At 57.2% G+C, this 25860-nt stretch carries 22 protein-coding genes, 2 tRNA genes and 2 rRNA genes; 17 read left to right on the top strand and 9 right to left on the bottom strand.

What is annotated here, in order from left to right; translation table 11 throughout:
- The first annotated feature begins 19 nt into the window (after window positions 1-19).
- From GQ39_RS22270 to GQ39_RS22235, 8 genes are all read left to right on the top strand, one after another.
- A complete protein-coding gene (locus tag GQ39_RS22270; RefSeq protein ID WP_047534113.1) occupies window positions 20-1168 on the top strand; it encodes an iron-containing alcohol dehydrogenase in 1149 nt (382 codons plus the stop codon).
- A 91-nt stretch (window positions 1169-1259) separates the two neighbouring features.
- On the top strand, window positions 1260-1934 hold the full coding sequence (gene rpe / locus GQ39_RS22265; protein WP_047534111.1) for a ribulose-phosphate 3-epimerase: 675 nt from the start codon (window positions 1260-1262) through the stop codon (window positions 1932-1934).
- The gene (locus GQ39_RS22260; RefSeq protein ID WP_047534109.1) at window positions 1931-2749 is read left to right on the top strand and encodes a phosphoglycolate phosphatase; all 819 of its coding nucleotides are present in this window, start codon (window positions 1931-1933) and stop codon (window positions 2747-2749) included. Before rpe ends, GQ39_RS22260 begins: the two co-directional genes overlap by 4 nt.
- A gap of 70 nt (window positions 2750-2819) precedes the next feature.
- Window positions 2820-4301 (top strand): anthranilate synthase component I, encoded by a 1482-nt coding sequence (trpE, locus tag GQ39_RS22255; protein WP_047534107.1) that lies wholly within the window; start codon window positions 2820-2822, stop codon window positions 4299-4301.
- Between the two features lie 113 nt (window positions 4302-4414).
- Window positions 4415-5008 carry an aminodeoxychorismate/anthranilate synthase component II gene (locus GQ39_RS22250; protein WP_047534105.1) on the top strand — a complete coding sequence of 198 codons (594 nt, stop codon included), beginning with the start codon at window positions 4415-4417 and terminating at the stop codon, window positions 5006-5008.
- Between the two features lie 9 nt (window positions 5009-5017).
- On the top strand, window positions 5018-6067 hold the full coding sequence (trpD, locus tag GQ39_RS22245; RefSeq protein ID WP_047534102.1) for an anthranilate phosphoribosyltransferase: 1050 nt from the start codon (window positions 5018-5020) through the stop codon (window positions 6065-6067).
- The gene (trpC, locus tag GQ39_RS22240) at window positions 6064-6900 is read left to right on the top strand and encodes an indole-3-glycerol phosphate synthase TrpC (RefSeq protein WP_047534100.1); all 837 of its coding nucleotides are present in this window, start codon (window positions 6064-6066) and stop codon (window positions 6898-6900) included. The genes trpD and trpC overlap by 4 nt, the downstream gene beginning before the upstream one ends.
- Window positions 6901-7045: 145 nt before the next feature.
- Window positions 7046-7747: a lipoate--protein ligase family protein gene (locus GQ39_RS22235; RefSeq protein WP_047534098.1), complete on the top strand. Its 702-nt coding sequence runs from the start codon at window positions 7046-7048 to the stop codon at window positions 7745-7747.
- Here the strand turns inward: GQ39_RS22235 and crp are convergent.
- A complete protein-coding gene (gene crp, locus GQ39_RS22230) occupies window positions 7744-8388 on the bottom strand; it encodes a cAMP-activated global transcriptional regulator CRP (RefSeq protein ID WP_047534096.1) in 645 nt (214 codons plus the stop codon). The genes GQ39_RS22235 and crp overlap by 4 nt on opposite strands.
- A gap of 227 nt (window positions 8389-8615) precedes the next feature.
- Between crp and GQ39_RS22225 the strand changes: the two genes are divergently transcribed.
- Both GQ39_RS22225 and speD read left to right on the top strand, forming a co-directional pair.
- Window positions 8616-9038, top strand: a complete 423-nt coding sequence (locus GQ39_RS22225) for an OsmC family protein (RefSeq protein WP_008061600.1) — start codon at window positions 8616-8618, stop codon at window positions 9036-9038.
- Between the two features lie 238 nt (window positions 9039-9276).
- Entirely contained in the window at window positions 9277-10071 is a 795-nt protein-coding gene (gene speD, locus GQ39_RS22220) for an adenosylmethionine decarboxylase (RefSeq protein ID WP_047534092.1), read from the top strand.
- A gap of 81 nt (window positions 10072-10152) precedes the next feature.
- Here the strand turns inward: speD and coq7 are convergent, their stop codons facing one another.
- The 6 genes from coq7 to hemJ form a co-directional block, all read right to left on the bottom strand.
- Window positions 10153-10800, bottom strand: a complete 648-nt coding sequence (coq7, locus tag GQ39_RS22215) for a 2-polyprenyl-3-methyl-6-methoxy-1,4-benzoquinone monooxygenase (protein ID WP_047534090.1) — start codon at window positions 10798-10800, stop codon at window positions 10153-10155.
- Between the two features lie 177 nt (window positions 10801-10977).
- Window positions 10978-11316, bottom strand: a complete 339-nt coding sequence (locus GQ39_RS22210) for a histidine triad nucleotide-binding protein (protein ID WP_047534088.1) — start codon at window positions 11314-11316, stop codon at window positions 10978-10980.
- A gap of 81 nt (window positions 11317-11397) precedes the next feature.
- Window positions 11398-12186 carry an SDR family NAD(P)-dependent oxidoreductase gene (locus GQ39_RS22205; protein ID WP_047534086.1) on the bottom strand — a complete coding sequence of 263 codons (789 nt, stop codon included), beginning with the start codon at window positions 12184-12186 and terminating at the stop codon, window positions 11398-11400.
- A 61-nt stretch (window positions 12187-12247) separates the two neighbouring features.
- Window positions 12248-13198, bottom strand: coding sequence for a DUF805 domain-containing protein (locus GQ39_RS22200; protein ID WP_047534085.1), 951 nt, complete (start codon window positions 13196-13198; stop codon window positions 12248-12250).
- A 62-nt stretch (window positions 13199-13260) separates the two neighbouring features.
- On the bottom strand, window positions 13261-14229 hold the full coding sequence (locus GQ39_RS22195) for an NAD(P)H-dependent flavin oxidoreductase (RefSeq protein WP_047534083.1): 969 nt from the start codon (window positions 14227-14229) through the stop codon (window positions 13261-13263).
- A 33-nt stretch (window positions 14230-14262) separates the two neighbouring features.
- Complete coding sequence (hemJ, locus tag GQ39_RS22190; RefSeq protein ID WP_047534081.1) at window positions 14263-14694, bottom strand: protoporphyrinogen oxidase HemJ; 432 nt, start codon at window positions 14692-14694, stop codon at window positions 14263-14265.
- A gap of 134 nt (window positions 14695-14828) precedes the next feature.
- Between hemJ and argC the strand changes: the two genes are divergently transcribed.
- Together argC and erpA are read left to right on the top strand one after the other, a co-directional pair.
- Complete coding sequence (gene argC, locus GQ39_RS22185; RefSeq protein ID WP_047534080.1) at window positions 14829-15863, top strand: N-acetyl-gamma-glutamyl-phosphate reductase; 1035 nt, start codon at window positions 14829-14831, stop codon at window positions 15861-15863.
- Between the two features lie 168 nt (window positions 15864-16031).
- Window positions 16032-16382, top strand: coding sequence for an iron-sulfur cluster insertion protein ErpA (gene erpA / locus GQ39_RS22180; RefSeq protein WP_007906865.1), 351 nt, complete (start codon window positions 16032-16034; stop codon window positions 16380-16382).
- 66 nt (window positions 16383-16448) lie between these two features.
- Here the strand turns inward: erpA and GQ39_RS22175 are convergent, their stop codons facing one another.
- Window positions 16449-17540, bottom strand: coding sequence for an anhydro-N-acetylmuramic acid kinase (locus tag GQ39_RS22175; protein ID WP_047534069.1), 1092 nt, complete (start codon window positions 17538-17540; stop codon window positions 16449-16451).
- Window positions 17541-17543: 3 nt separating this feature from the next.
- The gene (locus GQ39_RS22170) at window positions 17544-18962 is read right to left on the bottom strand and encodes a peptidoglycan DD-metalloendopeptidase family protein (RefSeq protein ID WP_047534066.1); all 1419 of its coding nucleotides are present in this window, start codon (window positions 18960-18962) and stop codon (window positions 17544-17546) included.
- 212 nt (window positions 18963-19174) lie between these two features.
- Between GQ39_RS22170 and tyrS the strand changes: the two genes are divergently transcribed.
- The 5 genes from tyrS (at window position 19175) to GQ39_RS22145 (ending at window position 25823) form a co-directional block, all read left to right on the top strand.
- The gene (tyrS, locus tag GQ39_RS22165; protein ID WP_047534063.1) at window positions 19175-20374 is read left to right on the top strand and encodes a tyrosine--tRNA ligase; all 1200 of its coding nucleotides are present in this window, start codon (window positions 19175-19177) and stop codon (window positions 20372-20374) included.
- Window positions 20375-20868: 494 nt separating this feature from the next.
- A 16S ribosomal RNA gene (locus tag GQ39_RS22160) occupies window positions 20869-22405 on the top strand.
- 122 nt (window positions 22406-22527) lie between these two features.
- Window positions 22528-22604, top strand: a tRNA-Ile gene (locus tag GQ39_RS22155).
- Between the two features lie 9 nt (window positions 22605-22613).
- Window positions 22614-22689 (top strand) — tRNA-Ala (locus tag GQ39_RS22150).
- Window positions 22690-22931: 242 nt separating this feature from the next.
- Window positions 22932-25823 (top strand): 23S ribosomal RNA (locus GQ39_RS22145).
- The 16S and 23S rRNA genes sit together here with 2 tRNA genes alongside, the layout of an rRNA operon.
- Window positions 25824-25860 lie beyond the last annotated feature (37 nt).

The raw sequence follows: 25860 nt of genomic DNA, 5'->3' as shown, positions 1-25860 counted from the left end.
TCTATAAGAGGCTGCGCACATGAGTCTTTCCTCTTTCAAAATCGCTCACAAACTGATCACCGGCGCCGGAGCCATCGAGCAACTGGCGGCTGAGTTGACGCGTCTGGACATCGACAACCCGCTGATCGTCACCGACGCCGCCCTGATCAAATCCGGCACGGTGGAACTGGCGCTGGCGCAGTTGGGGGAGCGTACTTACGAAATCTTCGACCGGGTTCTGCCGGACCCGGAAATCGCCATCGTTGAAGACTGCATGCGGGTCTACCGCGATGGCGGGCATGACGGCTTGATCGGTCTGGGCGGCGGCAGCGCCATCGACATCGCCAAGAGCGTAGCGGCGTATGCCGGTTATCACGGCGCGCTGGAGGATTTGTTCGGCATCGACCAGGTGCCGCGCAAAGGCCCGCCGCTGATCGCCATCCCGACCACCGCCGGTACCGGCTCGGAAGTCACCAACGTGGCGATCCTCTCCGACAAGGTCGCGCAGTTGAAGAAAGGCATCGTCAGTGACTACCTGTTGCCGGATGTTGCGCTGGTCAGCCCGCAGATGACCCTGACGTGTCCCCGCAGTGTCACAGCGGCCAGTGGTGTCGATGCACTGGTGCATGCCATCGAGTCTTATTTGTCACTGAATGCGTCGGCGATAACCGATTCCCTGGCCATCGGGGCCATCAAACTGATCGTCAGGGCGCTGCCCAAGGCCTATGCCAATCCTTCCAATCTGCAGGCCCGCGAAGACATGGCTACCGCCAGCCTGATGGCCGGCATGGCCTTTGGTAATGCCGGTGTCGGTGCGGTCCATGCGCTGGCGTATCCGCTGGGCGCGCGTTACAACATTGCCCACGGCGTCAGCAACGCCTTGCTGCTGCCCCATGTCATGCACTGGAACAAGATGGCCTGCTTCGAGCGCATGCAGGACATTGCCGAGGCCATGGGGGTGAAGACCGCTCATCTGAGCGTCACGCAAGCGGCCGATAAAGCCGTGGAAGTCATGACCGAGCTGTGCGCGGCGGTGGAAATCCCCTCAGGCCTGCGCAGCTTCGGGGTTCCCGAGGAGGCCATTGCGACCATGGCCTTGGAAGCGGCGGGGATTGAGCGCCTGATGCGCAATAATCCGCGCAAACTGAGTGCGGTCGATATCGAGAAGATCTACCGCGCGGCTTACTAGGGACAACCCAATCATCGCGGTCACGGTGCGCGCGTCAAAGCATGAGGTATACAATGCGCGCCATCGTGATTCTGCTCAGAAAAGGTGCGTCATGCAGCCCTTCGTAATTGCTCCGTCGATTCTCTCCGCCGACTTCGCCCGCCTGGGTGAAGAAGTAGACAACGTCCTGGCCGCTGGCGCCGACTTCGTGCACTTCGATGTCATGGACAACCATTACGTGCCCAACCTGACCATCGGCCCGATGGTGTGCTCGGCACTGCGCAAGTACGGCGTCACCGCGCCGATCGACGCGCATCTGATGGTCAGTCCGGTGGACCGCATCGTCGGTGACTTCATCGAAGCGGGCGCAACCTACATCACCTTCCACCCGGAAGCCACGCAGCACATCGACCGTTCCTTGCAACTGATCCGCGAAGGCGGTTGCAAATCGGGCCTGGTGTTCAACCCGGCGACCCCGCTGGACGTGCTCAAGTACGTGTTGGACAAAGTCGACATGATCCTGCTGATGAGCGTCAACCCGGGTTTCGGCGGGCAGAAGTTCATCCCCGGCACCCTCGACAAGCTGCGCGAAGCGCGGGCGCTGATCGATGCTTCCGGTCGCGACATCCGCCTGGAAATCGACGGCGGCGTGAACGTGAACAACATTCGTGAAATCGCTGCGGCCGGCGCCGACACTTTCGTCGCCGGTTCGGCCATTTTCAACGCGCCGAACTATCAGGAAGTGATCGAGAAGATGCGTTCCGAACTGGCGCTGGCTCGTCCATGAGCGGTTTTGAGCAGCTGTTCCCGGGAAGCCTGCCAAGGTTGGTGATGTTCGATCTGGACGGCACGCTGATCGATTCGGTCCCTGACCTCGCAGCGGCTGTGGATAACATGCTGCTCAAGCTCGGCCGTCAACCCGCGGGTATCGAATCGGTGCGCGAGTGGGTGGGTAACGGTGTCCAGATGCTGGTGCGCCGGGCCCTGGCCAACAACATCGACGCCGAAGGTGTCGATGAGGCCGAAGCCGAACATGCCCTGGAGCTGTTCAACGGCTTCTATGAAGATGGTCACGAGCTGACCATGGTTTACCCCGGCGTACGCGATACCCTGAAGTGGCTGCACAAACAGGGTGTCGAGATGGCGCTGATCACCAACAAGCCGGAACGCTTCGTCGCGCCGCTGCTTGATCGGATGAAGATTGGTCGGTATTTCCGCCTGATCATCGGCGGCGACACCCTGCCGCAGAAAAAGCCGGACCCGGCCGCCCTGTTTTTCGTGATGAAAATGACCAATATCCCGGCTTCGCAGTCCTTGTTCGTCGGCGATTCGCGCAGTGATGTGCTGGCGGCGAAAGCGGCGGGGGTCAAGTGTGTCGCCCTGAGCTACGGCTATAACCATGGTCGTCCGATCGCCGAGGAATCGCCGGCACTGGTGATCGACGATCTGCGCAAGCTAATTCCCGGTTGCCTGGATCCAGCGGCTGAGATAACGTTGCCCGACGCTGTTCAATCCCCTCCTGGAAATTCCATCGTGGTGGTCACTCGCAAACTCTGGATGAAAGTCATCAAGGCCCTGGCCCGCTGGCGTTGGCGCGCCTGACTTGTTCCTGGCCGGTTATCCGGCGCGTTTGCATACCTGACTGTTAGACCCTCAAGCCACGAGGCACCTCATGATCCGCGAAGAATTCCTGCGTTTGGCCGCTACCGGCTACAACCGCATCCCGCTTGCCTGCGAAACCCTGGCCGACTTCGACACGCCGCTGTCGATCTACCTGAAACTGGCCGATGAGCCCAATTCCTACCTGCTGGAGTCGGTACAGGGCGGGGAAAAGTGGGGCCGTTACTCGATCATCGGCCTGCCATGCCGCACCGTGCTGCGGGTTCACGACCATCACGTCAGTGTGACCGTCGATGGCGTCGAGACTGAAAGTCACGACGTGGAAGACCCGCTGGCCTTCGTCGAAACCTTCAAGGCCCGCTATAACGTACCGATCATCGCCGGTCTGCCGCGCTTCAACGGCGGCCTGGTGGGTTACTTCGGCTACGACTGCGTGCGTTATGTGGAGAAGCGTCTGGGCAAATGCCCGAACCCGGATCCGCTGGGCGTGCCGGACATCCTGCTGATGGTTTCCGACGCGGTGGTGGTGTTCGACAACCTCGCCGGCAAGATGCACGCTATCGTCCTGGCCGACCCGGCACAGGAAGACGCCTTCGAACAAGGTCGTGCACGCCTGGAAGAACTGCTGGAAAAACTGCGTCAGCCGATCACCCCGCGCCGTGGTCTGGACTTCAGCAAGCAGCAATCGGCCGATCCGGTGTTCCGCTCCAGTTTTACCCAGGATGATTACGAAAAAGCCGTCGACACCATCAAGGAATACATCCTGGCTGGCGACTGCATGCAGGTTGTACCGTCCCAGCGCATGTCGATTGACTTCAAGGCTGCACCCATCGACCTGTACCGCGCGCTGCGTTGCTTCAACCCGACGCCTTACATGTACTTCTTCAATTTCGGCGACTTCCACGTCGTAGGCAGTTCGCCGGAAGTGCTGGTGCGGGTCGAAGACAACCTGATCACGGTGCGCCCGATTGCCGGTACCCGCCCGCGCGGGGCCACCGAAGAAGCCGATCTGGCGCTGGAAAAAGACCTGCTGTCCGACGACAAGGAAATCGCCGAGCACTTGATGTTGATCGACCTGGGCCGTAACGACACCGGTCGGGTCTCGGAAATCGGTTCGGTGAAACTCACCGAGAAGATGGTCATCGAGCGTTATTCCAACGTGATGCACATCGTGTCCAACGTCACCGGGCAATTGAAGGCCGGGCTGACGGCGATGGACGCCCTGCGGGCAATCCTGCCGGCGGGCACTTTGTCGGGCGCACCGAAGATTCGCGCGATGGAAATCATCGACGAGCTGGAACCGGTCAAGCGTGGTGTCTACGGCGGTGCCGTCGGCTACTTCGCCTGGAACGGCAACATGGACACCGCCATTGCAATCCGCACGGCGGTGATCAAGAACGGCGAGCTGCATGTGCAGGCCGGTGGCGGCATCGTCGCCGACTCGGTGCCGGCGCTGGAATGGGAAGAAACCCTGAACAAGCGCCGCGCGATGTTCCGCGCCGTTGCCCTGGCTGAACAAACTCCAGAAAGCTGACCCATGGACTGACCCGTATGCCGGCCGCCTCGACCGATCGAGCGCAGGCCGCAGCGGGTGGTTCATCCGAAGGCTGCATTAGAAGTCAGTGAATTCAAGAGGTTCTTAACGCCATGTTGCTGATGATCGATAACTACGACTCTTTTACCTACAACGTTGTGCAATACCTGGGTGAGCTGGGCGCCGAGGTCAAAGTCGTGCGCAACGATGAACTCACCATTGCTGAAATCGAAGCCCTCAACCCTGAGCGCATCGTGGTGTCTCCCGGTCCTTGCACCCCGACCGAAGCCGGTATTTCGATTGAGGCGATCAAGCACTTCGCCGGCAAACTGCCGATCCTCGGCGTGTGCCTGGGCCATCAGTCCATCGGCCAGGCCTTTGGCGGCGATGTGGTCCGTGCCCGCCAGGTCATGCACGGCAAGACCAGCGCGGTATTTCACGAAGACAAAGGCGTGTTCGAGGGGCTGAATCATCCGCTGACGGTCACCCGCTATCATTCCTTGATCGTTAAGCGTGAAACGCTGCCCGATTGCCTGGAGCTCACCGCCTGGACTCAGCTCGAAGACGGTTCGGTGGACGAGATCATGGGCCTGCGCCACAAGACCCTGAACATTGAGGGTGTGCAGTTTCACCCGGAGTCTATCCTCACCGAACAGGGTCACGAACTGTTCGCGAATTTCCTCAAACAAACCGGCGGCACGCGCTAAGGACTTTTCATGAATATCAAGACTGCCCTGAGCCGTATCGTCGAGCAACTCGACCTCAGCACCGATGAGATGCGCGATGTGATGCGCGAAATCATGACCGGACAATGCACGGACGCGCAGATCGGCGCGTTCATGATGGCCATGCGCATGAAGAGTGAAAGCATCGATGAAATCGTTGGTGCCGTGTCGGTCATGCGTGAACTGGCGGACAAGGTCGAGCTCAAGACACTCGACGGTGTCGTCGATGTGGTCGGTACCGGCGGCGACGGCGCCAATATCTTCAACGTGTCGACCGCCGCCGCCTTCGTGGTTTCGGCGGCCGGCTGCACCGTGGCCAAGCACGGTAACCGTGCGGTTTCGGGCAAGAGCGGCAGTGCCGATTTGCTGGAAGCCGCCGGTATCTACCTGAACCTGACGCCGGTCCAGGTGGCGCGTTGTATCGACAACGTTGGTATTGGTTTCATGTTTGCCCAGACTCATCACTCTGCGATGAAATACGCCGCGAGTCCGCGTCGTGACCTGGGCCTGCGTACGCTGTTCAATATGCTCGGCCCGCTTACGAATCCGGCCGGTGTGAAGCATCAAGTGGTCGGCGTATTCACTCAGGCGTTGTGCCGGCCTTTGGCTGAAGTGTTGCAGCGTCTGGGCAGCAAGCATGTTCTGGTGGTGCATTCGAAGGACGGTCTGGACGAGTTCAGCCTGGCTGCGCCAACCTTTGTTGCCGAACTCAAGAATGACCAGATCACCGAATATTGGGTCGAACCGGAAGATTTGGGCATGAAGAGCCAGAGCCTGCATGGCCTGGCGGTGGACAGCCCGGCGGCGTCCCTTGAGCTGATCCGCGATGCGCTGGGCAAGCGCAAGACCGAAAACGGTCAGAAAGCGGCTGAGATGATCATGCTCAATGCCGGTGCCGCCTTGTACGCCGCCGACCATGCCAGCAGTTTGAAAGAGGGGGTTGCCCTGGCGCACGATGCGCTGCACACCGGTCTCGCTCGGGAAAAACTCGAGGAGCTGGGTGCATTTACCGCGGTATTCAAAGTGGAGAATGAGGGATGAGTGTACCGACGGTTCTGGAAAACATTCTGGCGCGCAAAGTCGAGGAAGTTGCCGAGCGCAGTGCTCGCGTGAGCCTCGCCGAGCTGGAAAGCCTGGCCAAGGCGGCCGATGCACCCCGTGGTTTTGCCAAGGCTTTGCTGGCTCAGGCCAAGCTGAAACAGCCGGCGGTCATTGCTGAAATCAAAAAAGCATCGCCGAGCAAAGGCGTGATTCGGGAGAACTTCGTTCCCGCCGCTATCGCCAGGAGCTACGAGAAAGGCGGCGCCACCTGCCTGTCAGTGCTCACCGATATCGACTATTTCCAGGGCGATGATGAGTACCTGCAGCAGGCACGTGCCGCGTGCAAACTGCCGGTGATTCGCAAGGACTTCATGATCGATCCCTACCAGATCGTCGAGGCTCGTGCGCTGGGCGCGGACTGCGTGCTGTTGATCGTCTCCGCTTTGGACGATGTGAAAATGGCCGAGCTGGCGTCGGTGGCGAAAAGCGTCGGCCTTGATGTTCTGGTGGAAGTTCACGATGGCGACGAGCTGGAGCGGGCCTTGAAAACCCTCGACACGCCGCTGGTTGGCGTGAACAACCGCAACCTGCACACTTTTGATGTCAGTCTGGAAACCACCCTCGACCTGTTGCCGCGGATCCCGCGCGATCGTCTGGTGATCACCGAGAGCGGCATCCTCAACCGTGCCGACGTCGAATTGATGGAAATCAGCGACGTTTACGCGTTCCTGGTCGGCGAAGCATTCATGCGTGCCGAAAGCCCGGGTACCGAACTGCAGCGCCTGTTCTTTCCGGAGCGTGGCATTCCTGTCAGTGGTTCTACACTCGACTGATAAACCGCAGATCGAGTCGACCCTATCGCGAGCAGGCTCGCTCCCACAAAGATTCTGCCAACACCAGGGATTCAATGTGGGAGCGAGCCTGCTCGCGATGGCGGCATAAGAAACACCACAGACGATAAGTCCTACGGAATACCTTATGACCTCACTTGTTTCCCTGACCATCGAAGCCGGCCTGCAAGCCGAACAGGATTTGTTGGCGTCGGTCTGCGCCGGCGCCTCGGAGTTCGGCCTGCTGTTCTGGCAACCGAGTGATCGCGCATTGGTCATGCCGCGCCGCTTGAATCGTCTGCCCGGTTTCCTGCACGCCTGCGAAGTTTCTGCCGCCGCCGGCTGGCCAGTGCTGTTGCGCGAAACCGGCGGTGAACCTGTGCCGCAATCGGCATCGACGATCAACATCGCACTGGTCTACGCACCGCCACGCAGCGAGGGGGATCTGAACCGCATCGAGTCCGGTTACCGTCGGCTGTGCGACCCGATCTGTCAGTTGCTGGATGAACAGGGCGGTACGTCGTCGCTTGGGGAAATCGAAGGCGCATTCTGCGACGGCCGTTTCAACGTCAACCTCGACGGCCGCAAGATGGTCGGCACGGCCCAGCGGTGGCGCCAGAGCCAGGGTGGCCAGCGCCCGGTGGGGCTGGTGCACGGAGCCATGCTGCTGGATAACGAGCGTGAATCGATGGTTGCCGCAGTCAACCGCTTCAACGAGGCCTGCGGTCTGGAGCAGCGAGTACGCGCCGAAAGCCATATCGCTTTGCATGAAAAGTTTACGGCACCAGACGCGCTGAAGCGTCTCGATGAACTCTATCAACAAATGCTGACGAAGATGTTCAGCGCTTAGCGTGTACCGAAGACCACCATGGTCTTGCCTTTGACGTCCACGAGATTGCGTTCTTCCAGGTCCTTGAGCACGCGGCCGACCATCTCACGGGAACACCCGACAATCCTTCCGATTTCCTGACGGGTGACTTTGATCTGCATGCCGTCGGGGTGGGTCATCGCATCGGGCTGTTTGCACAACTCCAGCAGGCAGCGGGCGACACGCCCGGTGACGTCGAAGAACGCCAGGTCGCCGACCTTTCGAGTCGTGTTACGCAAGCGTTGTGCGATTTGTCCGCTTAACACGTAAAGAATGTCTGGATCTTGCTGGGACAATTCGCGGAATTTCGCGTAGCTGATTTCCGCGACTTCGCATTCGACCTTGGCGCGTACCCAGGCGCTGCGCTGCTGTTCCAGGCCTGCTTGTTCAAACAGACCCAGCTCACCGAAAAAGTCCCCGCCGTTCAGGTAGGCGATGATCATTTCCCGGCCGTCGTCATCCTCGATCAGGATGGTGACCGAGCCTTTAATAATGAAAAACAGGGTTTCCGAGCGGTCACCGGCACAAATGATATTGCTCTTGGCCTGATAGCGACGACGCTGGCAATGCATCAACAATTTGTCGAGGTTTTTGATCTTGGGGGGTAGGGCAATCGCAACCATGGTTGTATTCCGAAAAAACTGCACGGTGTAGTTGGTTTTTTATGCATCGCGAAGCCGCGGCAACCTGGCTGTGCGCCAGCGAATTGGCGCCAGCTTAACAGACGCTTCCTGCAATATTCGAGAATTTACCTACAGCTCAGGAGGTTATGTCCTAGGAAGGCGAGCGCTGTCAATCACGGGGCCTGTGCTAAGCTGGCGACCCTTTTTTATACAGTGGAGTCTTGGCGATGAAGGCACGCATCCAATGGGCTGGCGAAGCCATGTTTCTCGGCGAATCCGGTAGTGGTCATGTCGTGGTCATGGACGGTCCGCCCGATGCTGGCGGTCGTAACCTGGGTGTTCGGCCGATGGAGATGCTCCTGCTCGGCGTTGGCGGTTGCAGCAATTTCGACGTGGTCAGTATCCTCAAGAAGTCCCGTCAGGCCGTCGAGAGTTGCGAAGCCTTCCTCGAAGCTGAGCGTGCGACCGAAGATCCAAAGGTCTTCACCAAGATCCACATGCACTTTGTGGTCAAGGGCCGCGGCCTGAAAGAAGCCCAGGTCAAGCGTGCCATCGAGCTGTCTGCCGAGAAGTATTGCTCGGCCTCGATCATGCTCGGTGCGGCCGGTGTCGAGATTACCCACGACTACGAAATCATCGAACTCGGTTGAATCGACATTCAACTATCATAAAAGCAGTGCAGACTCTGGCGATCCCAAGCCGACGTCTGCATAATGCGCCACTTTTTTCAGGGTAGTGGCCAGTCCTCCGACAGGCCGCGCACCCGAACAGACAACCAAAATCGCCATCGCGAAGAGGTGTTAACCGTCCTACGCAGGTGCGTCCTTCGCATCTGACGGGCATGCTTGATCACGCGGCCGGGCCGCAATACATAGAGAGTTTTTAACGGTGAAAAGCAAACTCAAGCTCCACGGGTTCAATAACCTGACAAAGACCTTGAGCTTCAACATCTATGACATCTGCTACGCGGAAACTCCGCAAGACCAACAGGCTTACGTTGAGTACATCAATAAAGAGTACAACGCCAAGCGCCTGACGCAGATCCTCACAGAGGTTGTCGATATCATTGGTGCCAACATCCTGAACATCGCCAGTCAGGACTATGAGCCGCAGGGCGCCAGCGTCACGATTCTGATCTCTGAAGAACCGGTGACCCCGACTGACAGCCAGATCGAAGAATCTCCGGGCCCGTTGCCCGAAATTATTCTGGCCCACCTCGACAAGAGCCACATCACGGTGCACACCTACCCGGAAATCCATCCGGTCGACGGCATTGCAACCTTCCGTGTGGATATCGATGTATCGACATGCGGGGTCATTTCACCGCTTAAAGCGCTCAACTTCCTGATTCATCAGTTCGATTCGGACATCGTGACAGTGGATTACCGTGTGCGTGGTTTCACCCGCGACGTTGAAGGCAAAAAGCACTTCATCGACCACGAGATCAATTCGATTCAGAACTATCTTTCCGACGACACCCGCGACGCGTACCAGATGACCGACGTGAACGTGTATCAGGAAAACCTGTTCCACACCAAAATGTTGCTGAAGAACTTCGAACTGGACAACTACCTGTTCGGTGACGCCACCAGCAATCTGTCCTCTGAGCAGCGTGCCCAGGTGACCGACCGTGTGAAACACGAAATGCTCGAAATTTTCTACGCGCGCAATATGTCGAGCTAAGACCACCGAGCACAAAAAAGGCGACTACCTTGCGGCAGTCGCCTTTTTTATTACTGGCGCGGGCGCCTGTCAAAAACGGAGTCAGATCCGATAAGTACTCTTGGTCATGACCTTGGCCAACAAGCTCATGCCGAACTTCACCGGCGCCGGAAAGCGGAAACCACCCGCCTCGCGCGCGCTCTCGGCATGTTGTTCTTCATCAAGGCGCATCTGCTCAAGAATCGCCCGGGACTTTTCATCTTCGGCTGGCAGTTGCTCAAGGTGTTCGTTCAAATGCTTGCATACCTGATCTTCGGTCGCTGCAACGAACCCCAGGCTGACTTTGTCGCTGATCAACCCGGCGACCGCACCAATCCCGAAGGACATGCCGTAAAACAGCGGATTGAGAATGCTGGTATGGCTACCCAGCTGATGAATGCGTTGCTCGCACCAGACCAGATGGTCGATTTCTTCTTCGGCGGCATGCTCCATGGCGGCACGCACCTTCGGCAGCTTGGCGGTCAGGGCCTGACCCTGGTACAGCGCCTGGGCGCAGACTTCACCGGTGTGGTTGATGCGCATCAGGCCGGCAACGTGCCGAGTGTCTTCATCGCTCATCTTCGCATCCGGCTGCACGATGGCAGGCGACGGACGGTACGGTTGACCACTGAAGGGCAGCAAAGTACGCATTGCGGCATCGGCTTGCAACAGAAGGCGGTCAATTGGCGAGTAGTGACGCTGGGTAGTCATGCTGACCTCCGGGGGGGAATCTCGGCGGCCAGTTTAACTCAATCGGCCGTGGAAGGTTTGCGCTGGGTCATTTCCGGTGGGGCGATAGCAAACCTGTAGAAGCTCGGCTTGCCGGCGATAGCGACCTCACTGATGCCATCGTCGGTAAGTCGGGCTCCCACTAAGTCGGGTTATCAATCAGCCCGGCGGCCAGTGCATCTGGCGCTGACCCAGCACGTGCATGTGAATGTGATAGACGGTCTGGCCACCCAGTTCATTGCAGTTCATGACGACGCGGAAGCCGTCTTCGCAACCCAGTTCCTTGGCCAGGCGCTGGGCCGTGAACAGGATATGCCCGGCCAATGCCTTGTCGTCCTCGGTCAGGTCATTCAGGGTGCGCACCGGTTTTTTCGGAATCACCAGAAAATGCACGGGCGCCTGTGGGGCGATGTCGTGGAAGGCCAGTACCTGGTCGTCCTCGTAAATGATCTTCGCCGGGATTTCCCGGTTGATGATCTTGGTGAACAGAGTATCCACAGCTGTTTTCTCCGTTGTTTGGGCTGGCCTGAGTGTACTCATGGGTTCTGCCCGAGCCCAGCGTTTTACCTTGCAGGTCGATCAGCGCGGGCAGTGAGCCTTGATGACCATGCCAGCGATTGTCCGGGTCAGCCACCGCGAGCCGAAGCGGGGCAGGGCAGCGAGCCAGCGGTTGCGTCGTCCCGGGATGATGATTGCGCGATTTTTTTCCAGGGCCCGCACCGTATAGAGTGCAACTTCTTCCGGACTCATCAGCAGTTTGCTGTCGGCCAGTTTGTCGGTGTTCAGTTGTGCGGTACGGAAAAAGCCTGTGCGCGTCGGGCCAGGGCAGAGCACTGATACGTTGACCGCGCATTTTTTCAGCTCGACGCGCAGGCCTTCGGAAAAATGCAGCACGTAAGCCTTGCTGGCGTAATACGTACTCATCCACGGGCCGGGCTGGAACGCCGCAAGCGAGGCCACATTCAGAATCTGTCCACCGCCCTGTAGCGCCATGCTGTTGCCGATGGCATGGCACAGGCGAGTCAGGGCCAGGATGTTCACTTCGATCAGATCTTGTTCAGTCATCCAGTCCTGGGCCAGGAATGGGCCGCAAGTGCCAATGCCGGCACAATTGACCAGCAAGTCGATTTGCCGGTCACCTTCCTCCAGTTCCAGCAGGAACCCGGAGAGCCGCAGCGGCTCACCCAGGTCACAGGCACGGAACAACACTTCCACGCCAAAACGTTGGGTCAGTTCAATCGCAATACTTTCCAGCTGATCACGCTGGCGGGCCACCAGAATCAGGCTGCGGCCACGCCGGGCCAGCGCTTCGGCCATCGCCAGGCCGATGCCGCTGGAAGCGCCAGTGATCAGAGCGTAACGGGTCATGCAGTTCTCCATCGCAACAGCTCCGCGCCGCGACGCAGGTGTCATGGGCGGGGAGCGCTGTTCATTCTTGCGCAGAGTCTACAGGGGGCTGGGCTTGTTCGGCTGCATCGTCGGTGGAATTTGGTGTCGGTTCGACCTCGACCTCGATCTCGTCGGTGGTGACCGAGCCGCTTTGGTAGCTGTTTTCGAGGGTGTTTTCGTATGTGTCCTGAATGGCTGAGATACCGCCTGCCATTGCTCCGACGATCATCAGGGCGATCAACACCAGCCATAACGAAGACAGTACCTTGACCGCCGTGCTGTTGGGCGGCGGAGGTGCGCCGTAGCGGTTGGCCACGCCGGATCCCGGTAAAACTACTAGCAGCAGCGGAAAGAAACTGCCTACGAACGGTACAAGGTTCAGCAACCATAGCCAGCCCGACCAGCCGACATCATGCAGGCGCTGAACGCTGATGAGGATGGTGGCGATGAGGAATACCACACACAGGACGAACGCCAGAATGCCCCCGGCGATCAGGCCAGCGGTCGAGTCGGTGCTGACGAGGGCCAGGGCGATCAGGGCAAATACGCCGACCACCGCGATCGTCACCAGGCTCAGCACCATTGACCATGCCAGAAACCGCAAGCGTCCGATGCGTCCTTCGATGCTGAACGGCTTGAGCAGCGCGTACTCAGGCACGCGCTCAGCGACGTCAGCCTGCGGTGGCGCGTAAGGGGAGTCGGGCTCTGTTACGGCGGGCGCGTGATCACGGACATCGGAGAGACTCAGTTCAATCACGGGTTCCGGCTCGAGGCGGGCATCTATACCGGTGTTTTTCAGGGCTTGCAGGTAGGTCTGTGCGTCAATCTGCGACAGGTCACGTTTGAGTGTGACGGGTTGACCGCTGAACAAGCGTTCGACGGCGGCGACCTCGCTTTTGTATAGCGCGGCGAGATTGAGTTTGGCGGTATTGATATCAACACCCGGCAGTAGCGTGCCGTCGAAGACGATTTTGAAGCGGTGTTCGCTCATTGCCGAGGCATCCTTGTCGCGAGTGTTTTAAGGGTGAAATGCCGGATGGCCTGATTTTTCTGTCAGCGAGGCCAGCGTTTGGGCAGTTGTGCGGCTTGTTCCAGTGCCTTGCGATACTCCGCGTCGAGCCGCGCCACCAACTGGTCAACGCTGGGTAAATCATCTATTCCCCCAACGCCCTGGCCTGCGGACCACACGGTTTTCCAGGCTTTGGCTTCATCGCTGATCGGCTTGAGCTTGGCGCCGAAGTTGACTTCGCCCTTGTTTTGCAGCGCTGCCATGTCAAACCCGGCGGCTTCCAGGCTCTGGCGCATGAAACTCGCCGGTACACCCGACACCGCTGGAGTATGAATGATGTCTGCCGCCCTGGATGTCAGCAGCATCTCCTTGTAGGCGTCAGGCGCATGACTTTCGGCCGTGCCGATAAAGCGTGTGCCGAAGTAGGCCAGGTCCGCACCGAGCAATTGGGCGGCGAGGATTTCGTGCCCGTGGTTCAGGCATCCAGCCAGCAGCAACGTTTTGTCGAAGAATTGTCGGATCTCGGCGATCAGCGAGAACGGGCTCCAGGTCCCGGCATGCCCACCGGCACCGGCGGCCACGGCGATCAACCCATCCACGCCGGCCTCGGCGGCTTTTTCGGCATGGCGGCGAGTCGTCACGTCATGGAACACCAGGCCGCCGTAACTGTGCACGGCGTCGACCACTTCTTTCGCAGCACCAAGGCTGGTGATCACGATCGGCACTTTGTGCTCGATGCAGATCGCCAGATCCGCCTGTAATCGCGGGTTGCTGTTGTGGACGATGAGGTTCACAGCGTACGGCGCGGGATTGTCCAGCGAAGCGAGCCCGGCTTCGATCTCTTCCAGCCAGCCCTTGAAGCCGCTGCTCTCGCGCTGATTGAGCGCAGGAAAGCTGCCCACCAGCCCGTTGCGGCAGCAGGCGAGCACCAGTTGCGGATTGGAAATCAGGAACATCGGCGCCACCACCACGGGTAGGCGCAAGCATTGTTCGAGCAGAGCGGGCAGCGACATGGGATGTACCCCGGTGAGATGTGCCTGTTGAGTTTAGAACGGCCGTACAACGACCAGAATCACGATAGCCAGCAATATCAGAACCGGCACTTCATTGAACCAGCGATAAAAGACATGGCTACGGGTGTTTTCGCCACGGGCAAATCGCTTCACTTGGGCGCCGCACATGTGGTGGTAGCCGATCAGCAGGACCACCAGGGACAGTTTCGCGTGCATCCAGCCGCCCTGGCTGAAGTAGGCGCCAGGGTTGAGGCTGATCAGCCAGCCGCCGAAAATAAGCGTCGCGATCATTGCCGGGCCCATGATGCCGCGGTACAGCTTGCGCTCCATGAGGCTGAAGCGTTCCTTGCTGACGGTGTCCTCGCTTTGAGCGTGATAGACGAACAGGCGCGGCAGGTAAAACAGGCCGGCAAACCAGCACACGATGCTGATGATGTGAAAAGCTTTGAGCCACAGATAAAGCATTTTGGTTATTCCCAGATTCACGGTAGTCGGGATAGTAGAGGCTTGAGGCTCCATACGTCACCTTGCCGGTTGTCGCAGGCGCGCCAGCCCCCTATCATCGACGGCTTTCCAGTGGGTTCGTTGAGGGCAGGTTTATGGTCAAGGTCGGTATCGTCGGCGGCACGGGTTACACCGGTGTCGAACTGCTGCGTCTGTTGGCACAGCATCCGCAAGCTGAAGTGGTAGTCATCACTTCCCGATCCGAGGCCGGCCTGGCCGTGGCCGACCTGTACCCGAACCTGCGAGGCCATTACGACGGGCTCGCGTTCACGGTTCCGGACATCAAGACCCTGGGCGCCTGCGACGTGGTGTTCTTCGCCACGCCACACGGCGTTGCCCACGCTCTGGCGGGTGAGTTGCTGGCGGCGGGGACCAAGGTCATCGACCTGTCGGCTGACTTCCGTCTGCAGGATGCTGATGAATGGGCCAAGTGGTACGGCCAGCCGCACGGCGCACCAGAGTTGCTGGATGAGGCGGTGTATGGCCTGCCGGAAGTTAATCGCGAGCAGATCAAGAAGGCGCGACTGATCGCAGTGCCGGGTTGCTACCCGACTGCTACGCAATTGGGTTTCCTGCCGTTGCTTGAAGCTGGCCTTGCCGATGCATCGCGCCTGATCGCCGACTGCAAGTCCGGTGTCAGCGGTGCCGGTCGTGGCGCTGCTGTCGGTTCGTTGTACTCCGAGACATCGGAGAGCATGAAGGCCTATGCCGTCAAAGGCCACCGTCACTTGCCGGAAATCCGCCAGGGTCTGCGTCGTGCCGCAGGCAAGGATGTCGGCCTGACCTTTGTTCCGCATCTGACGCCGATGATCCGTGGCATTCATTCCACGCTGTACGCGACTGTCGTGGATCGCTCGGTGGATCTGCAGGCGCTGTTCGAAAAGCGTTATGCCAACGAACCGTTTGTCGACGTCATGCCCGCCGGAAGCCACCCGGAAACCCGCAGCGTGCGTGGTGCCAACGTCTGCCGGATTGCGGTACATCGGCCACAGGACGGCGATCTGGTGGTTGTGCTGTCGGTGATCGACAACCTGGTCAAAGGCGCATCGGGTCAGGCGGTGCAGAACATGAACATCCTGTTCGGACTGGATGAACGCCTTGGTCTGTCTCACGCTGGCATGTTGCCGTAAGGCTCTGTAGCGCCCAGTAAAAAGGCCCGTTGAACGGGCCTTTTTTCATTCTGGGTCGGCGACTTGATTGGTTGATATACCCTAACAATAGTTGACCGCTTTTCTAGGAGAAGCGGATAATGCGCGTCATCACGCATTATGGCGGCGTAGCGCCGGGAGATAGTCAGCATGAGCGTCGAATCCTTCACCCCCACGGCTTTGCAATTTACCCACGGTGCCGCGCACAAGGTGAAGAGCCTGGTCGATGAAGAGGGGAATGATCGCTTGAAGCTGCGCGTATTCGTTACGGGCGGCGGTTGTTCAGGTTTTCAGTACGGCTTCACCTTCGATGAAGAAGTGGCCGATGACGACACCATCGTCGAGCGCGAAGGTGTGAGTCTGGTGGTCGATCCGATGAGCTTCCAGTACCTGGCCGGGGCCGAGGTGGATTATCAGGAAGGTCTGGAAGGTTCGCGCTTCGTCATCAAGAACCCGAATGCAACCACAACCTGTGGCTGTGGCTCTTCGTTCTCGATCTGATCAGCACGCCTGCATCACTAAGCGCCGCATGGCCTCTGGGCTCTGCGGCGTTTTGCTGTCTGGCGTTTATGCGGGGTAGATCGCGCCCAATACACGCAAGCCGCGGGCGCCGGTGACGCTCGGGCGATTAGCCGCGATGCCTTCGAGACAGCAGTGGGCCAGCCAGGCGAAGGCCATGGCTTCGACCCAGTCAGGGTCGACACCGTAAGCCGCAGTGCTGCTGACGGTTGCGCCTGGCAGCAGGCTGGCCAGTCGGTTCATCAGCGTGGTGTTATGCGCGCCGCCGCCACAGACCAGCAGTTCCTGGGTGTTCGATTGGGCGCTTTGCAGGGATTCGACGATGGTCAGCGCAGTCAACTCAAGTAGTGTTGCCTGCACGTCCTCGGAAGCGAAGGTCGGCAACTGCGCCAGGTGATGCATCAGCCATGGCAGGTTGAAAACCTCCCGGCCTGTGCTCTTTGGTCCCTTGGTCAAGAAGAATGGGTCGCTAAGCAGCGCTTTTAACAGCACAGGCTCGACTTTTCCGCTGGCAGCCCATTGACCGTTGCGATCAAAGTTGTCGCCACGCTGCTGATGAATCCAGGCGTCCAGCAGTACATTCCCCGGGCCGCAATCGAAACCGGCGACAGGCTTGCCCGGCTCGATCAGGCTGAGGTTGCTGAAGCCGCCGACGTTGAGCACGGCTCGGTTGCCGGCCCGTTCTTCAAACAAGGCTTCGTGGAAGGCGGGCACCAGGGGGGCGCCTTGCCCGCCTGCGGCCACATCGCGGCTGCGGAAATCACTGACCACGGTGATATGGGTCAGCTCCGTCAGTAGCGCCGGATTACCGATCTGTACCGTAAAGCCTCGCGCCGGCTCGTGGCGAATGGTCTGGCCATGGCTGCCAATCGCTCGAATGTCTTCAGGTTTGAGTTGTTCTTGTGCGAGGAGGTCGTGAATGCCCTGCGCTGCGAGCGTTACCCAGTTCTGCTGGGCGATGGCGGAGCGGGCTATCTCGTCGGGTCCGCTGGCGCACAGGCCAAGTAGCTCGGTGCGCAGCGTTTCGGGCATGGGTATGTAGTGTGTGGCGATCAGCCTGATCGCCTGGTTTTGCTCGATCAGCGCAATATCCAATCCATCAAGGCTGGTCCCGGACATTACGCCTATATAGAGCGGCATGGCTTAGCGCTTGCTCGAAGCCAGCATGGTGGCCTTTTCCTGCTCCATGCGCGCCATCAGAGGCTGGCTCTGTGCGAGGAAGCGGGCGCGTTCGGCCTTGGCGATTGGATCAGCCATTGGCAATTTCTGGCCCAGTGGATCCACGTGCACGCCATTGACCTGGAACTCGTAGTGCAAGTGCGGTCCGGTCGAAAGTCCGGTGGTGCCAATGTAGCCGATGACCTGGCCCTGTTTGACGGTGCCACCGGTCTTCACACCCTTGGCAAAGCCTTGCATGTGGCCATACAGCGTGGTGTAGGTGTTGCCATGCTGGAGGATAATGGTATTGCCGTAGCCGCCGCGGCGTCCTGCCAGCAATACCTTGCCATCACCGGCAGCCTTGATCGGAGTGCCACGTGGTGCTGCGTAGTCGACACCTTTATGTGCGCGGATTTTGTTCAGGATCGGGTGCTTGCGCCCCATGGAAAACTTCGAGCTGATGCGGGCAAAGTCCACTGGGGTGCGGATGAATGCCTTGCGCATGCTGTTGCCTTCAGCGGTGTAGTAGCTGCTGTTGCCTTGTTTATTGGTGTAACGCACAGCCGTGTAGGTTTTGCCACGGTTTGTGAAGCGTGCGGACAGGATCGGACCGTTGCCGACGGCTTTGCCATTGACGACTTTCTGCTCGTAAATCACATCGAATTCGTCGCCCTGGCGAATGTCCTGGGCGAAATCGACGTCATAACCAAACACGCTGGCCATGTCCATGGTCAGGCTGTGGGACAGGCCGGCACGTGCAGCGGACTGCGACAGCGAGCTGTTGATCACGCCATGAACGTAGGCGGAGCGGACGGTCGGCTTGGCGGTAATGCGATTGAACGTATAGCCCTTGTTGTTCTTGGTGAGGGTGATGGTTTCGAGGTCGTTGACCTTGCTGTGCAGGTTGGTCAGCTGGCCGTCGGGGCTCAGTTCGAATTCGAGTTTCTGCCCGTGCTTGAGCTGACTGAACTGCTTGGCCTGCTTGTCGCTGGCCAGCACGTCATGTACCGAGGTGGCTGGAAGGCCAACTTTCTCGAACAGCGTGGAGAGAGTGTCGCCTTTGGCGACGATCACTTCCCTGTGGTTGGGAGCCTTCTTTTCTTCGACAGCCGGAGCAGGCGCGGATTGAGCGGTTTCCTGGGTGTCTTCAGCGCTGTTGTCGATCTGTGCGAAAGGTGAAGCTACTGGCTCATTTGTGGCTTGAACGGCGTCAGCAGCGTCTTGATCTTGTGTCAGTTGTTCAGCAGGACTTTCCAGTTCAAGACTCAGGGTCGTCTTTTTGGCTTCTACATCACTGGAGGGAAATACCAGAAGGGCCAGGCTCAGAAGGGCGGCGATGCCGCTCGCGGCGAGCAGGTGGGTCTTCGGGTAAAGCGGTGGCGCTTTAGACGATTCTTTGGTCATAAGTAATTTTGACTTTGAATAAAGATGAATTGGAAAAGATGAATGACATGATGAAGATGAAATAACTGTATAAAATATAACCAAATCATCTCTGAAGCAAGTCTGCGGACGCTCTGTCCGTGGATTGGCGTCCGTGCGCCGGGCAAACTTTGTATTTGACGCACGATCTTGTATGGTTGGGTCCCTTTGAATCTGAGCCTTGCGGGTCTGTTATGAAGTCGGTTGAAGAGCAGCTAGCGCTGATCAAACGTGGTGCGGAAGAACTGTTGGTCGAGTCCGAGCTGATTGAGAAGCTCAAGCGCGGCCAGCCGCTGCGCATTAAGGCAGGCTTCGATCCGACTGCGCCGGATTTGCACCTGGGTCATACCGTGCTTATCAATAAGCTGCGCCAGTTTCAGGAGTTGGGTCACCAGGTGATCTTCCTGATTGGCGATTTCACCGGGATGATCGGTGATCCCAGTGGCAAGAGTGCTACGCGCCCACCGCTGACCCGAGAGCAGGTGCTGGAGAACGCCGAGACCTACAAGACTCAAGTCTTCAAGATTCTTGATCCGGCTAAAACCGAGGTGGCTTTCAACTCCACCTGGATGGATCAGATGGGGCCGGCCGACTTCATTCGGCTGACCTCGCAGTACACCGTAGCTCGCATGCTTGAGCGCGATGACTTCGATAAGCGATATACGACCAATCAGCCGATCGCCATTCACGAGTTCCTCTATCCATTGGTTCAGGGCTACGATTCTGTTGCCTTGCGCGCGGACGTCGAGCTGGGCGGTACCGATCAGAAGTTCAACCTGTTGATGGGGCGTGAGCTGCAGCGTGGTTATGGTCAGGAGGCTCAGTGCATTCTGACCATGCCATTGCTCGAAGGGCTGGATGGCGTGAAGAAAATGTCCAAGTCGCTGGGCAACTACGTCGGCATTCAGGAGGCGCCGGGTGTCATGTACGGCAAACTGGTCTCCATTCCGGATGCGCTAATGTGGCGTTACTTCGAGCTGCTTAGCTTCCGTTCCATGGATGAGATCAATGCCTTCCGTGCTGATGTAGAGGCTGGCGCCAACCCGCGTGATATCAAGATCAAGCTGGCGGAAGAGATTGTTGCGCGCTTCCATGGCGAGGAGGCTGCGGCCAATGCTCATCGAGCAGCTGGCAACCGTATGAAGGATGGCGAGCTGCCTGATGATCTGCCGGAGATTGAGTTGAGTGCAACGGAGGATATGCCGATCGCTGCTGTCCTCAATAAAGCAGGCCTGGTGAAGAACTCGGCCGTCGCTCGGGATCTGCTCGGCTCCGGCGGCGTGCGTATCGATGGTGAGGTTGTTGATCGCACCTTTATATACGCGCTGGGTGCAACCCATGTTTGTCAGGCGGGAAAGAAGGTATTTGCGCGAATTACACTCAAATCAGAATGAACCTGAAATAAAGGGTTGACGGCGAATTATAGAAGCCTATAATTCGCCCCACTTCCGGCGCAGTCGAAACGGAAAACTCCTTGATAAACAATGAGTTACGCAGTTTTCGGCAGCAAGTTGCTTCAGGTCATCGAAGTCGAAAGGAAGTTGAAAAAGAGGTGTTGACAGCAGCGAGTAACGCTGTAGAATTCGCCTCCCGCTGACGAGAGATCGAAAGCGCAAGTGGTTGAAGTTGTTAAGGAATCCTTGAAAACTTCTGAAAATAATCACTTGACAGCAAATGAGGCTGCTGTAGAATGCGCGCCTCGGTTGAGACGAAAGATCTTAACCAACCGCTCTTTAACAACTGAATCAAGCAATTCGTGTGGGTGCTTGTGGAGTCAGACTGCTAGTCAACAGATTATCAGCATCACAAGTTACTCCGCGAGAAATCAAAGATGTAACCAACGATTGCTGAGCCAAGTTTAGGGTTTTCTCAAAACCCAAAGATGTTTGAACTGAAGAGTTTGATCATGGCTCAGATTGAACGCTGGCGGCAGGCCTAACACATGCAAGTCGAGCGGATGAAGAGAGCTTGCTCTCTGATTCAGCGGCGGACGGGTGAGTAATGCCTAGGAATCTGCCTGGTAGTGGGGGACAACGTCTCGAAAGGGACGCTAATACCGCATACGTCCTACGGGAGAAAGCAGGGGACCTTCGGGCCTTGCGCTATCAGATGAGCCTAGGTCGGATTAGCTAGTTGGTGAGGTAATGGCTCACCAAGGCGACGATCCGTAACTGGTCTGAGAGGATGATCAGTCACACTGGAACTGAGACACGGTCCAGACTCCTACGGGAGGCAGCAGTGGGGAATATTGGACAATGGGCGAAAGCCTGATCCAGCCATGCCGCGTGTGTGAAGAAGGTCTTCGGATTGTAAAGCACTTTAAGTTGGGAGGAAGGGCAGTAACTTAATACGTTGCTGTTTTGACGTTACCGACAGAATAAGCACCGGCTAACTCTGTGCCAGCAGCCGCGGTAATACAGAGGGTGCAAGCGTTAATCGGAATTACTGGGCGTAAAGCGCGCGTAGGTGGTTTGTTAAGTTGGATGTGAAAGCCCCGGGCTCAACCTGGGAACTGCATTCAAAACTGACAAGCTAGAGTATGGTAGAGGGTGGTGGAATTTCCTGTGTAGCGGTGAAATGCGTAGATATAGGAAGGAACACCAGTGGCGAAGGCGACCACCTGGACTGATACTGACACTGAGGTGCGAAAGCGTGGGGAGCAAACAGGATTAGATACCCTGGTAGTCCACGCCGTAAACGATGTCAACTAGCCGTTGGGAGCCTTGAGCTCTTAGTGGCGCAGCTAACGCATTAAGTTGACCGCCTGGGGAGTACGGCCGCAAGGTTAAAACTCAAATGAATTGACGGGGGCCCGCACAAGCGGTGGAGCATGTGGTTTAATTCGAAGCAACGCGAAGAACCTTACCAGGCCTTGACATCCAATGAACTTTCCAGAGATGGATTGGTGCCTTCGGGAACATTGAGACAGGTGCTGCATGGCTGTCGTCAGCTCGTGTCGTGAGATGTTGGGTTAAGTCCCGTAACGAGCGCAACCCTTGTCCTTAGTTACCAGCACGTAATGGTGGGCACTCTAAGGAGACTGCCGGTGACAAACCGGAGGAAGGTGGGGATGACGTCAAGTCATCATGGCCCTTACGGCCTGGGCTACACACGTGCTACAATGGTCGGTACAGAGGGTTGCCAAGCCGCGAGGTGGAGCTAATCCCACAAAACCGATCGTAGTCCGGATCGCAGTCTGCAACTCGACTGCGTGAAGTCGGAATCGCTAGTAATCGCGAATCAGAATGTCGCGGTGAATACGTTCCCGGGCCTTGTACACACCGCCCGTCACACCATGGGAGTGGGTTGCACCAGAAGTAGCTAGTCTAACCTTCGGGAGGACGGTTACCACGGTGTGATTCATGACTGGGGTGAAGTCGTAACAAGGTAGCCGTAGGGGAACCTGCGGCTGGATCACCTCCTTAATCGACGACTCAGCTGCTCCATAAGTTCCCACACGAATTGCTTGATTCATTGAAGAAGACGATAGAAGCAGCTTTAAGCTCCAAGCTGATAGCTCCAAGCTAACAGTTACGCGCTCGAAATTGGGTCTGTAGCTCAGTTGGTTAGAGCGCACCCCTGATAAGGGTGAGGTCGGCAGTTCGAATCTGCCCAGACCCACCAATTTTGTATGGGGCCATAGCTCAGCTGGGAGAGCGCCTGCCTTGCACGCAGGAGGTCAACGGTTCGATCCCGTTTGGCTCCACCATTAACTGCTTCGAAGCGTTTGAGAGTTTAGAAATGAATATTCCGATGTGAATATTGATTTCTAGTCTTTTGACTAGATCGTTCTTTAAAAATTTGGGTATGTGATAGAAAGATAGACTGAACGTTACTTTCACTGGTAACGGATCAGGCTAAGGTAAAATTTGTGAGTTGCTCTTTATTGAGCAGCGCGAATTTTCGGCGAATGTCGTCTTCACAGTATAACCAGATTGCTTGGGGTTATATGGTCAAGTGAAGAAGCGCATACGGTGGATGCCTTGGCAGTCAGAGGCGATGAAAGACGTGGTAGCCTGCGAAAAGCTTCGGGGAGTCGGCAAACAGACTTTGATCCGGAGATGTCTGAATGGGGGAACCCAGCCATCATAAGATGGTTATCTTAAGCTGAATACATAGGCTTAAGAGGCGAACCAGGGGAACTGAAACATCTAAGTACCCTGAGGAAAAGAAATCAACCGAGATTCCCTTAGTAGTGGCGAGCGAACGGGGACTAGCCCTTAAGTGGCTTTGAGATTAGCGGAACGCTCTGGAAAGTGCGGCCATAGTGGGTGATAGCCCTGTACGCGAAAATCTCTTAGTCATGAAATCGAGTAGGACGGAGCACGAGAAACTTTGTCTGAATATGGGGGGACCATCCTCCAAGGCTAAATACTACTGACTGACCGATAGTGAACTAGTACCGTGAGGGAAAGGCGAAAAGAACCCCGGAGAGGGGAGTGAAATAGATCCTGAAACCGTATGCGTACAAGCAGTGGGAGCAGACTTTGTTCTGTGACTGCGTACCTTTTGTATAATGGGTCAGCGACTTATTTTCAGTGGCGAGCTTAACCGAATAGGGGAGGCGTAGCGAAAGCGAGTCTTAATAGGGCGTCTAGTCGCTGGGAATAGACCCGAAACCGGGCGATCTATCCATGGGCAGGTTGAAGGTTAGGTAACACTGACTGGAGGACCGAACCGACTACCGTTGAAAAGTTAGCGGATGACCTGTGGATCGGAGTGAAAGGCTAATCAAGCTCGGAGATAGCTGGTTCTCCTCGAAAGCTATTTAGGTAGCGCCTCATGTATCACTGTAGGGGGTAGAGCACTGTTTCGGCTAGGGGGTCATCCCGACTTACCAAACCGATGCAAACTCCGAATACCTACAAGTGCCGAGCATGGGAGACACACGGCGGGTGCTAACGTCCGTCGTGAAAAGGGAAACAACCCAGACCGTCAGCTAAGGTCCCAAAGTTATGGTTAAGTGGGAAACGATGTGGGAAGGCTTAGACAGCTAGGAGGTTGGCTTAGAAGCAGCCACCCTTTAAAGAAAGCGTAATAGCTCACTAGTCGAGTCGGCCTGCGCGGAAGATGTAACGGGGCTCAAACCATACACCGAAGCTACGGGTATCACTTAGGTGATGCGGTAGAGGAGCGTTCTGTAAGCCTGTGAAGGTGAGTTGAGAAGCTTGCTGGAGGTATCAGAAGTGCGAATGCTGACATGAGTAACGACAATGGGTGTGAAAAACACCCACGCCGAAAGACCAAGGTTTCCTGCGCAACGTTAATCGACGCAGGGTTAGTCGGTCCCTAAGGCGAGGCTGAAAAGCGTAGTCGATGGAAAACAGGTTAATATTCCTGTACTTCTGGTTATTGCGATGGAGGGACGGAGAAGGCTAGGCCAGCTTGGCGTTGGTTGTCCAAGTTTAAGGTGGTAGGCTGGAATCTTAGGTAAATCCGGGATTCTAAGGCCGAGAGCTGATGACGAGTGTTCTTTTAGAACACGAAGTGGTTGATGCCATGCTTCCAAGAAAAGCTTCTAAGCTTCAGGTAACCAGGAACCGTACCCCAAACCGACACAGGTGGTTGGGTAGAGAATACCAAGGCGCTTGAGAGAACTCGGGTGAAGGAACTAGGCAAAATGGCACCGTAACTTCGGGAGAAGGTGCGCCGGTGAGGGTGAAGCACTTGCTGCGTAAGCCCACGCCGGTCGAAGATACCAGGCCGCTGCGACTGTTTATTAAAAACACAGCACTCTGCAAACACGAAAGTGGACGTATAGGGTGTGACGCCTGCCCGGTGCCGGAAGGTTAATTGATGGGGTTAGCTAACGCGAAGCTCTTGATCGAAGCCCCGGTAAACGGCGGCCGTAACTATAACGGTCCTAAGGTAGCGAAATTCCTTGTCGGGTAAGTTCCGACCTGCACGAATGGCGTAACGATGGCGGCGCTGTCTCCACCCGAGACTCAGTGAAATTGAAATCGCTGTGAAGATGCAGTGTATCCGCGGCTAGACGGAAAGACCCCGTGAACCTTTACTATAGCTTTGCACTGGACTTTGAATTTGCTTGTGTAGGATAGGTGGGAGGCTTTGAAGCGTGGACGCCAGTTCGCGTGGAGCCATCCTTGAAATACCACCCTGGCAACTTTGAGGTTCTAACTCAGGTCCGTTATCCGGATCGAGGACAGTGTATGGTGGGTAGTTTGACTGGGGCGGTCTCCTCCTAAAGAGTAACGGAGGAGTACGAAGGTGCGCTCAGACCGGTCGGAAATCGGTCGTAGAGTATAAAGGCAAAAGCGCGCTTGACTGCGAGACAGACACGTCGAGCAGGTACGAAAGTAGGTCTTAGTGATCCGGTGGTTCTGTATGGAAGGGCCATCGCTCAACGGATAAAAGGTACTCCGGGGATAACAGGCTGATACCGCCCAAGAGTTCATATCGACGGCGGTGTTTGGCACCTCGATGTCGGCTCATCACATCCTGGGGCTGAAGCCGGTCCCAAGGGTATGGCTGTTCGCCATTTAAAGTGGTACGCGAGCTGGGTTTAGAACGTCGTGAGACAGTTCGGTCCCTATCTGCCGTGGACGTTTGAGATTTGAGAGGGGCTGCTCCTAGTACGAGAGGACCGGAGTGGACGAACCTCTGGTGTTCCGGTTGTCACGCCAGTGGCATTGCCGGGTAGCTATGTTCGGAATAGATAACCGCTGAAAGCATCTAAGCGGGAAACTAGCCTCAAGATGAGATCTCACTGGGACCTTGAGTCCCCTGAAGGGCCGTCGAAGACTACGACGTTGATAGGTTGGGTGTGTAAGCGCTGTGAGGCGTTGAGCTAACCAATACTAATTGCCCGTGAGGCTTGACCATATAACACCCAAGCAATTTGCTGACCTGAAAAGGCACC

Origin of the sequence: Pseudomonas sp. 11/12A (genome assembly GCF_000800055.1) — a bacterium.
Classification (GTDB): domain Bacteria; phylum Pseudomonadota; class Gammaproteobacteria; order Pseudomonadales; family Pseudomonadaceae; genus Aquipseudomonas; species Aquipseudomonas mohnii.
This window is presented reverse-complemented; position numbering and strand designations above follow the sequence as displayed.

What these genes read in the sequence shown, in the direction of transcription:
- argC (WP_047534080.1), top strand. Translation starts at nt 14,829, where the DNA reads ATGGTCAAGGTCGGTATCGTCGGCGGCACGGGTTACACCGGTGTCGAA.
- trpD (WP_047534102.1), top strand. Translation starts at nt 5,018, where the DNA reads ATGAATATCAAGACTGCCCTGAGCCGTATCGTCGAGCAACTCGACCTC.
- GQ39_RS22225 (WP_008061600.1), top strand. Translation starts at nt 8,616, where the DNA reads ATGAAGGCACGCATCCAATGGGCTGGCGAAGCCATGTTTCTCGGCGAA.
- GQ39_RS22200 (WP_047534085.1), bottom strand. Translation starts at nt 13,198, where the DNA reads ATGAGCGAACACCGCTTCAAAATCGTCTTCGACGGCACGCTACTGCCG.
- hemJ (WP_047534081.1), bottom strand. Translation starts at nt 14,694, where the DNA reads ATGCTTTATCTGTGGCTCAAAGCTTTTCACATCATCAGCATCGTGTGC.
- GQ39_RS22270 (WP_047534113.1), top strand. Translation starts at nt 20, where the DNA reads ATGAGTCTTTCCTCTTTCAAAATCGCTCACAAACTGATCACCGGCGCC.
- GQ39_RS22205 (WP_047534086.1), bottom strand. Translation starts at nt 12,186, where the DNA reads ATGACCCGTTACGCTCTGATCACTGGCGCTTCCAGCGGCATCGGCCTG.
- tyrS (WP_047534063.1), top strand. Translation starts at nt 19,175, where the DNA reads ATGAAGTCGGTTGAAGAGCAGCTAGCGCTGATCAAACGTGGTGCGGAA.
- erpA (WP_007906865.1), top strand. Translation starts at nt 16,032, where the DNA reads ATGAGCGTCGAATCCTTCACCCCCACGGCTTTGCAATTTACCCACGGT.
- GQ39_RS22260 (WP_047534109.1), top strand. Translation starts at nt 1,931, where the DNA reads ATGAGCGGTTTTGAGCAGCTGTTCCCGGGAAGCCTGCCAAGGTTGGTG.
- GQ39_RS22195 (WP_047534083.1), bottom strand. Translation starts at nt 14,229, where the DNA reads ATGTCGCTGCCCGCTCTGCTCGAACAATGCTTGCGCCTACCCGTGGTG.
- GQ39_RS22175 (WP_047534069.1), bottom strand. Translation starts at nt 17,540, where the DNA reads ATGCCGCTCTATATAGGCGTAATGTCCGGGACCAGCCTTGATGGATTG.
- rpe (WP_047534111.1), top strand. Translation starts at nt 1,260, where the DNA reads ATGCAGCCCTTCGTAATTGCTCCGTCGATTCTCTCCGCCGACTTCGCC.
- crp (WP_047534096.1), bottom strand. Translation starts at nt 8,388, where the DNA reads ATGGTTGCGATTGCCCTACCCCCCAAGATCAAAAACCTCGACAAATTG.
- GQ39_RS22250 (WP_047534105.1), top strand. Translation starts at nt 4,415, where the DNA reads ATGTTGCTGATGATCGATAACTACGACTCTTTTACCTACAACGTTGTG.
- GQ39_RS22235 (WP_047534098.1), top strand. Translation starts at nt 7,046, where the DNA reads ATGACCTCACTTGTTTCCCTGACCATCGAAGCCGGCCTGCAAGCCGAA.
- GQ39_RS22170 (WP_047534066.1), bottom strand. Translation starts at nt 18,962, where the DNA reads ATGACCAAAGAATCGTCTAAAGCGCCACCGCTTTACCCGAAGACCCAC.
- coq7 (WP_047534090.1), bottom strand. Translation starts at nt 10,800, where the DNA reads ATGACTACCCAGCGTCACTACTCGCCAATTGACCGCCTTCTGTTGCAA.
- trpE (WP_047534107.1), top strand. Translation starts at nt 2,820, where the DNA reads ATGATCCGCGAAGAATTCCTGCGTTTGGCCGCTACCGGCTACAACCGC.
- trpC (WP_047534100.1), top strand. Translation starts at nt 6,064, where the DNA reads ATGAGTGTACCGACGGTTCTGGAAAACATTCTGGCGCGCAAAGTCGAG.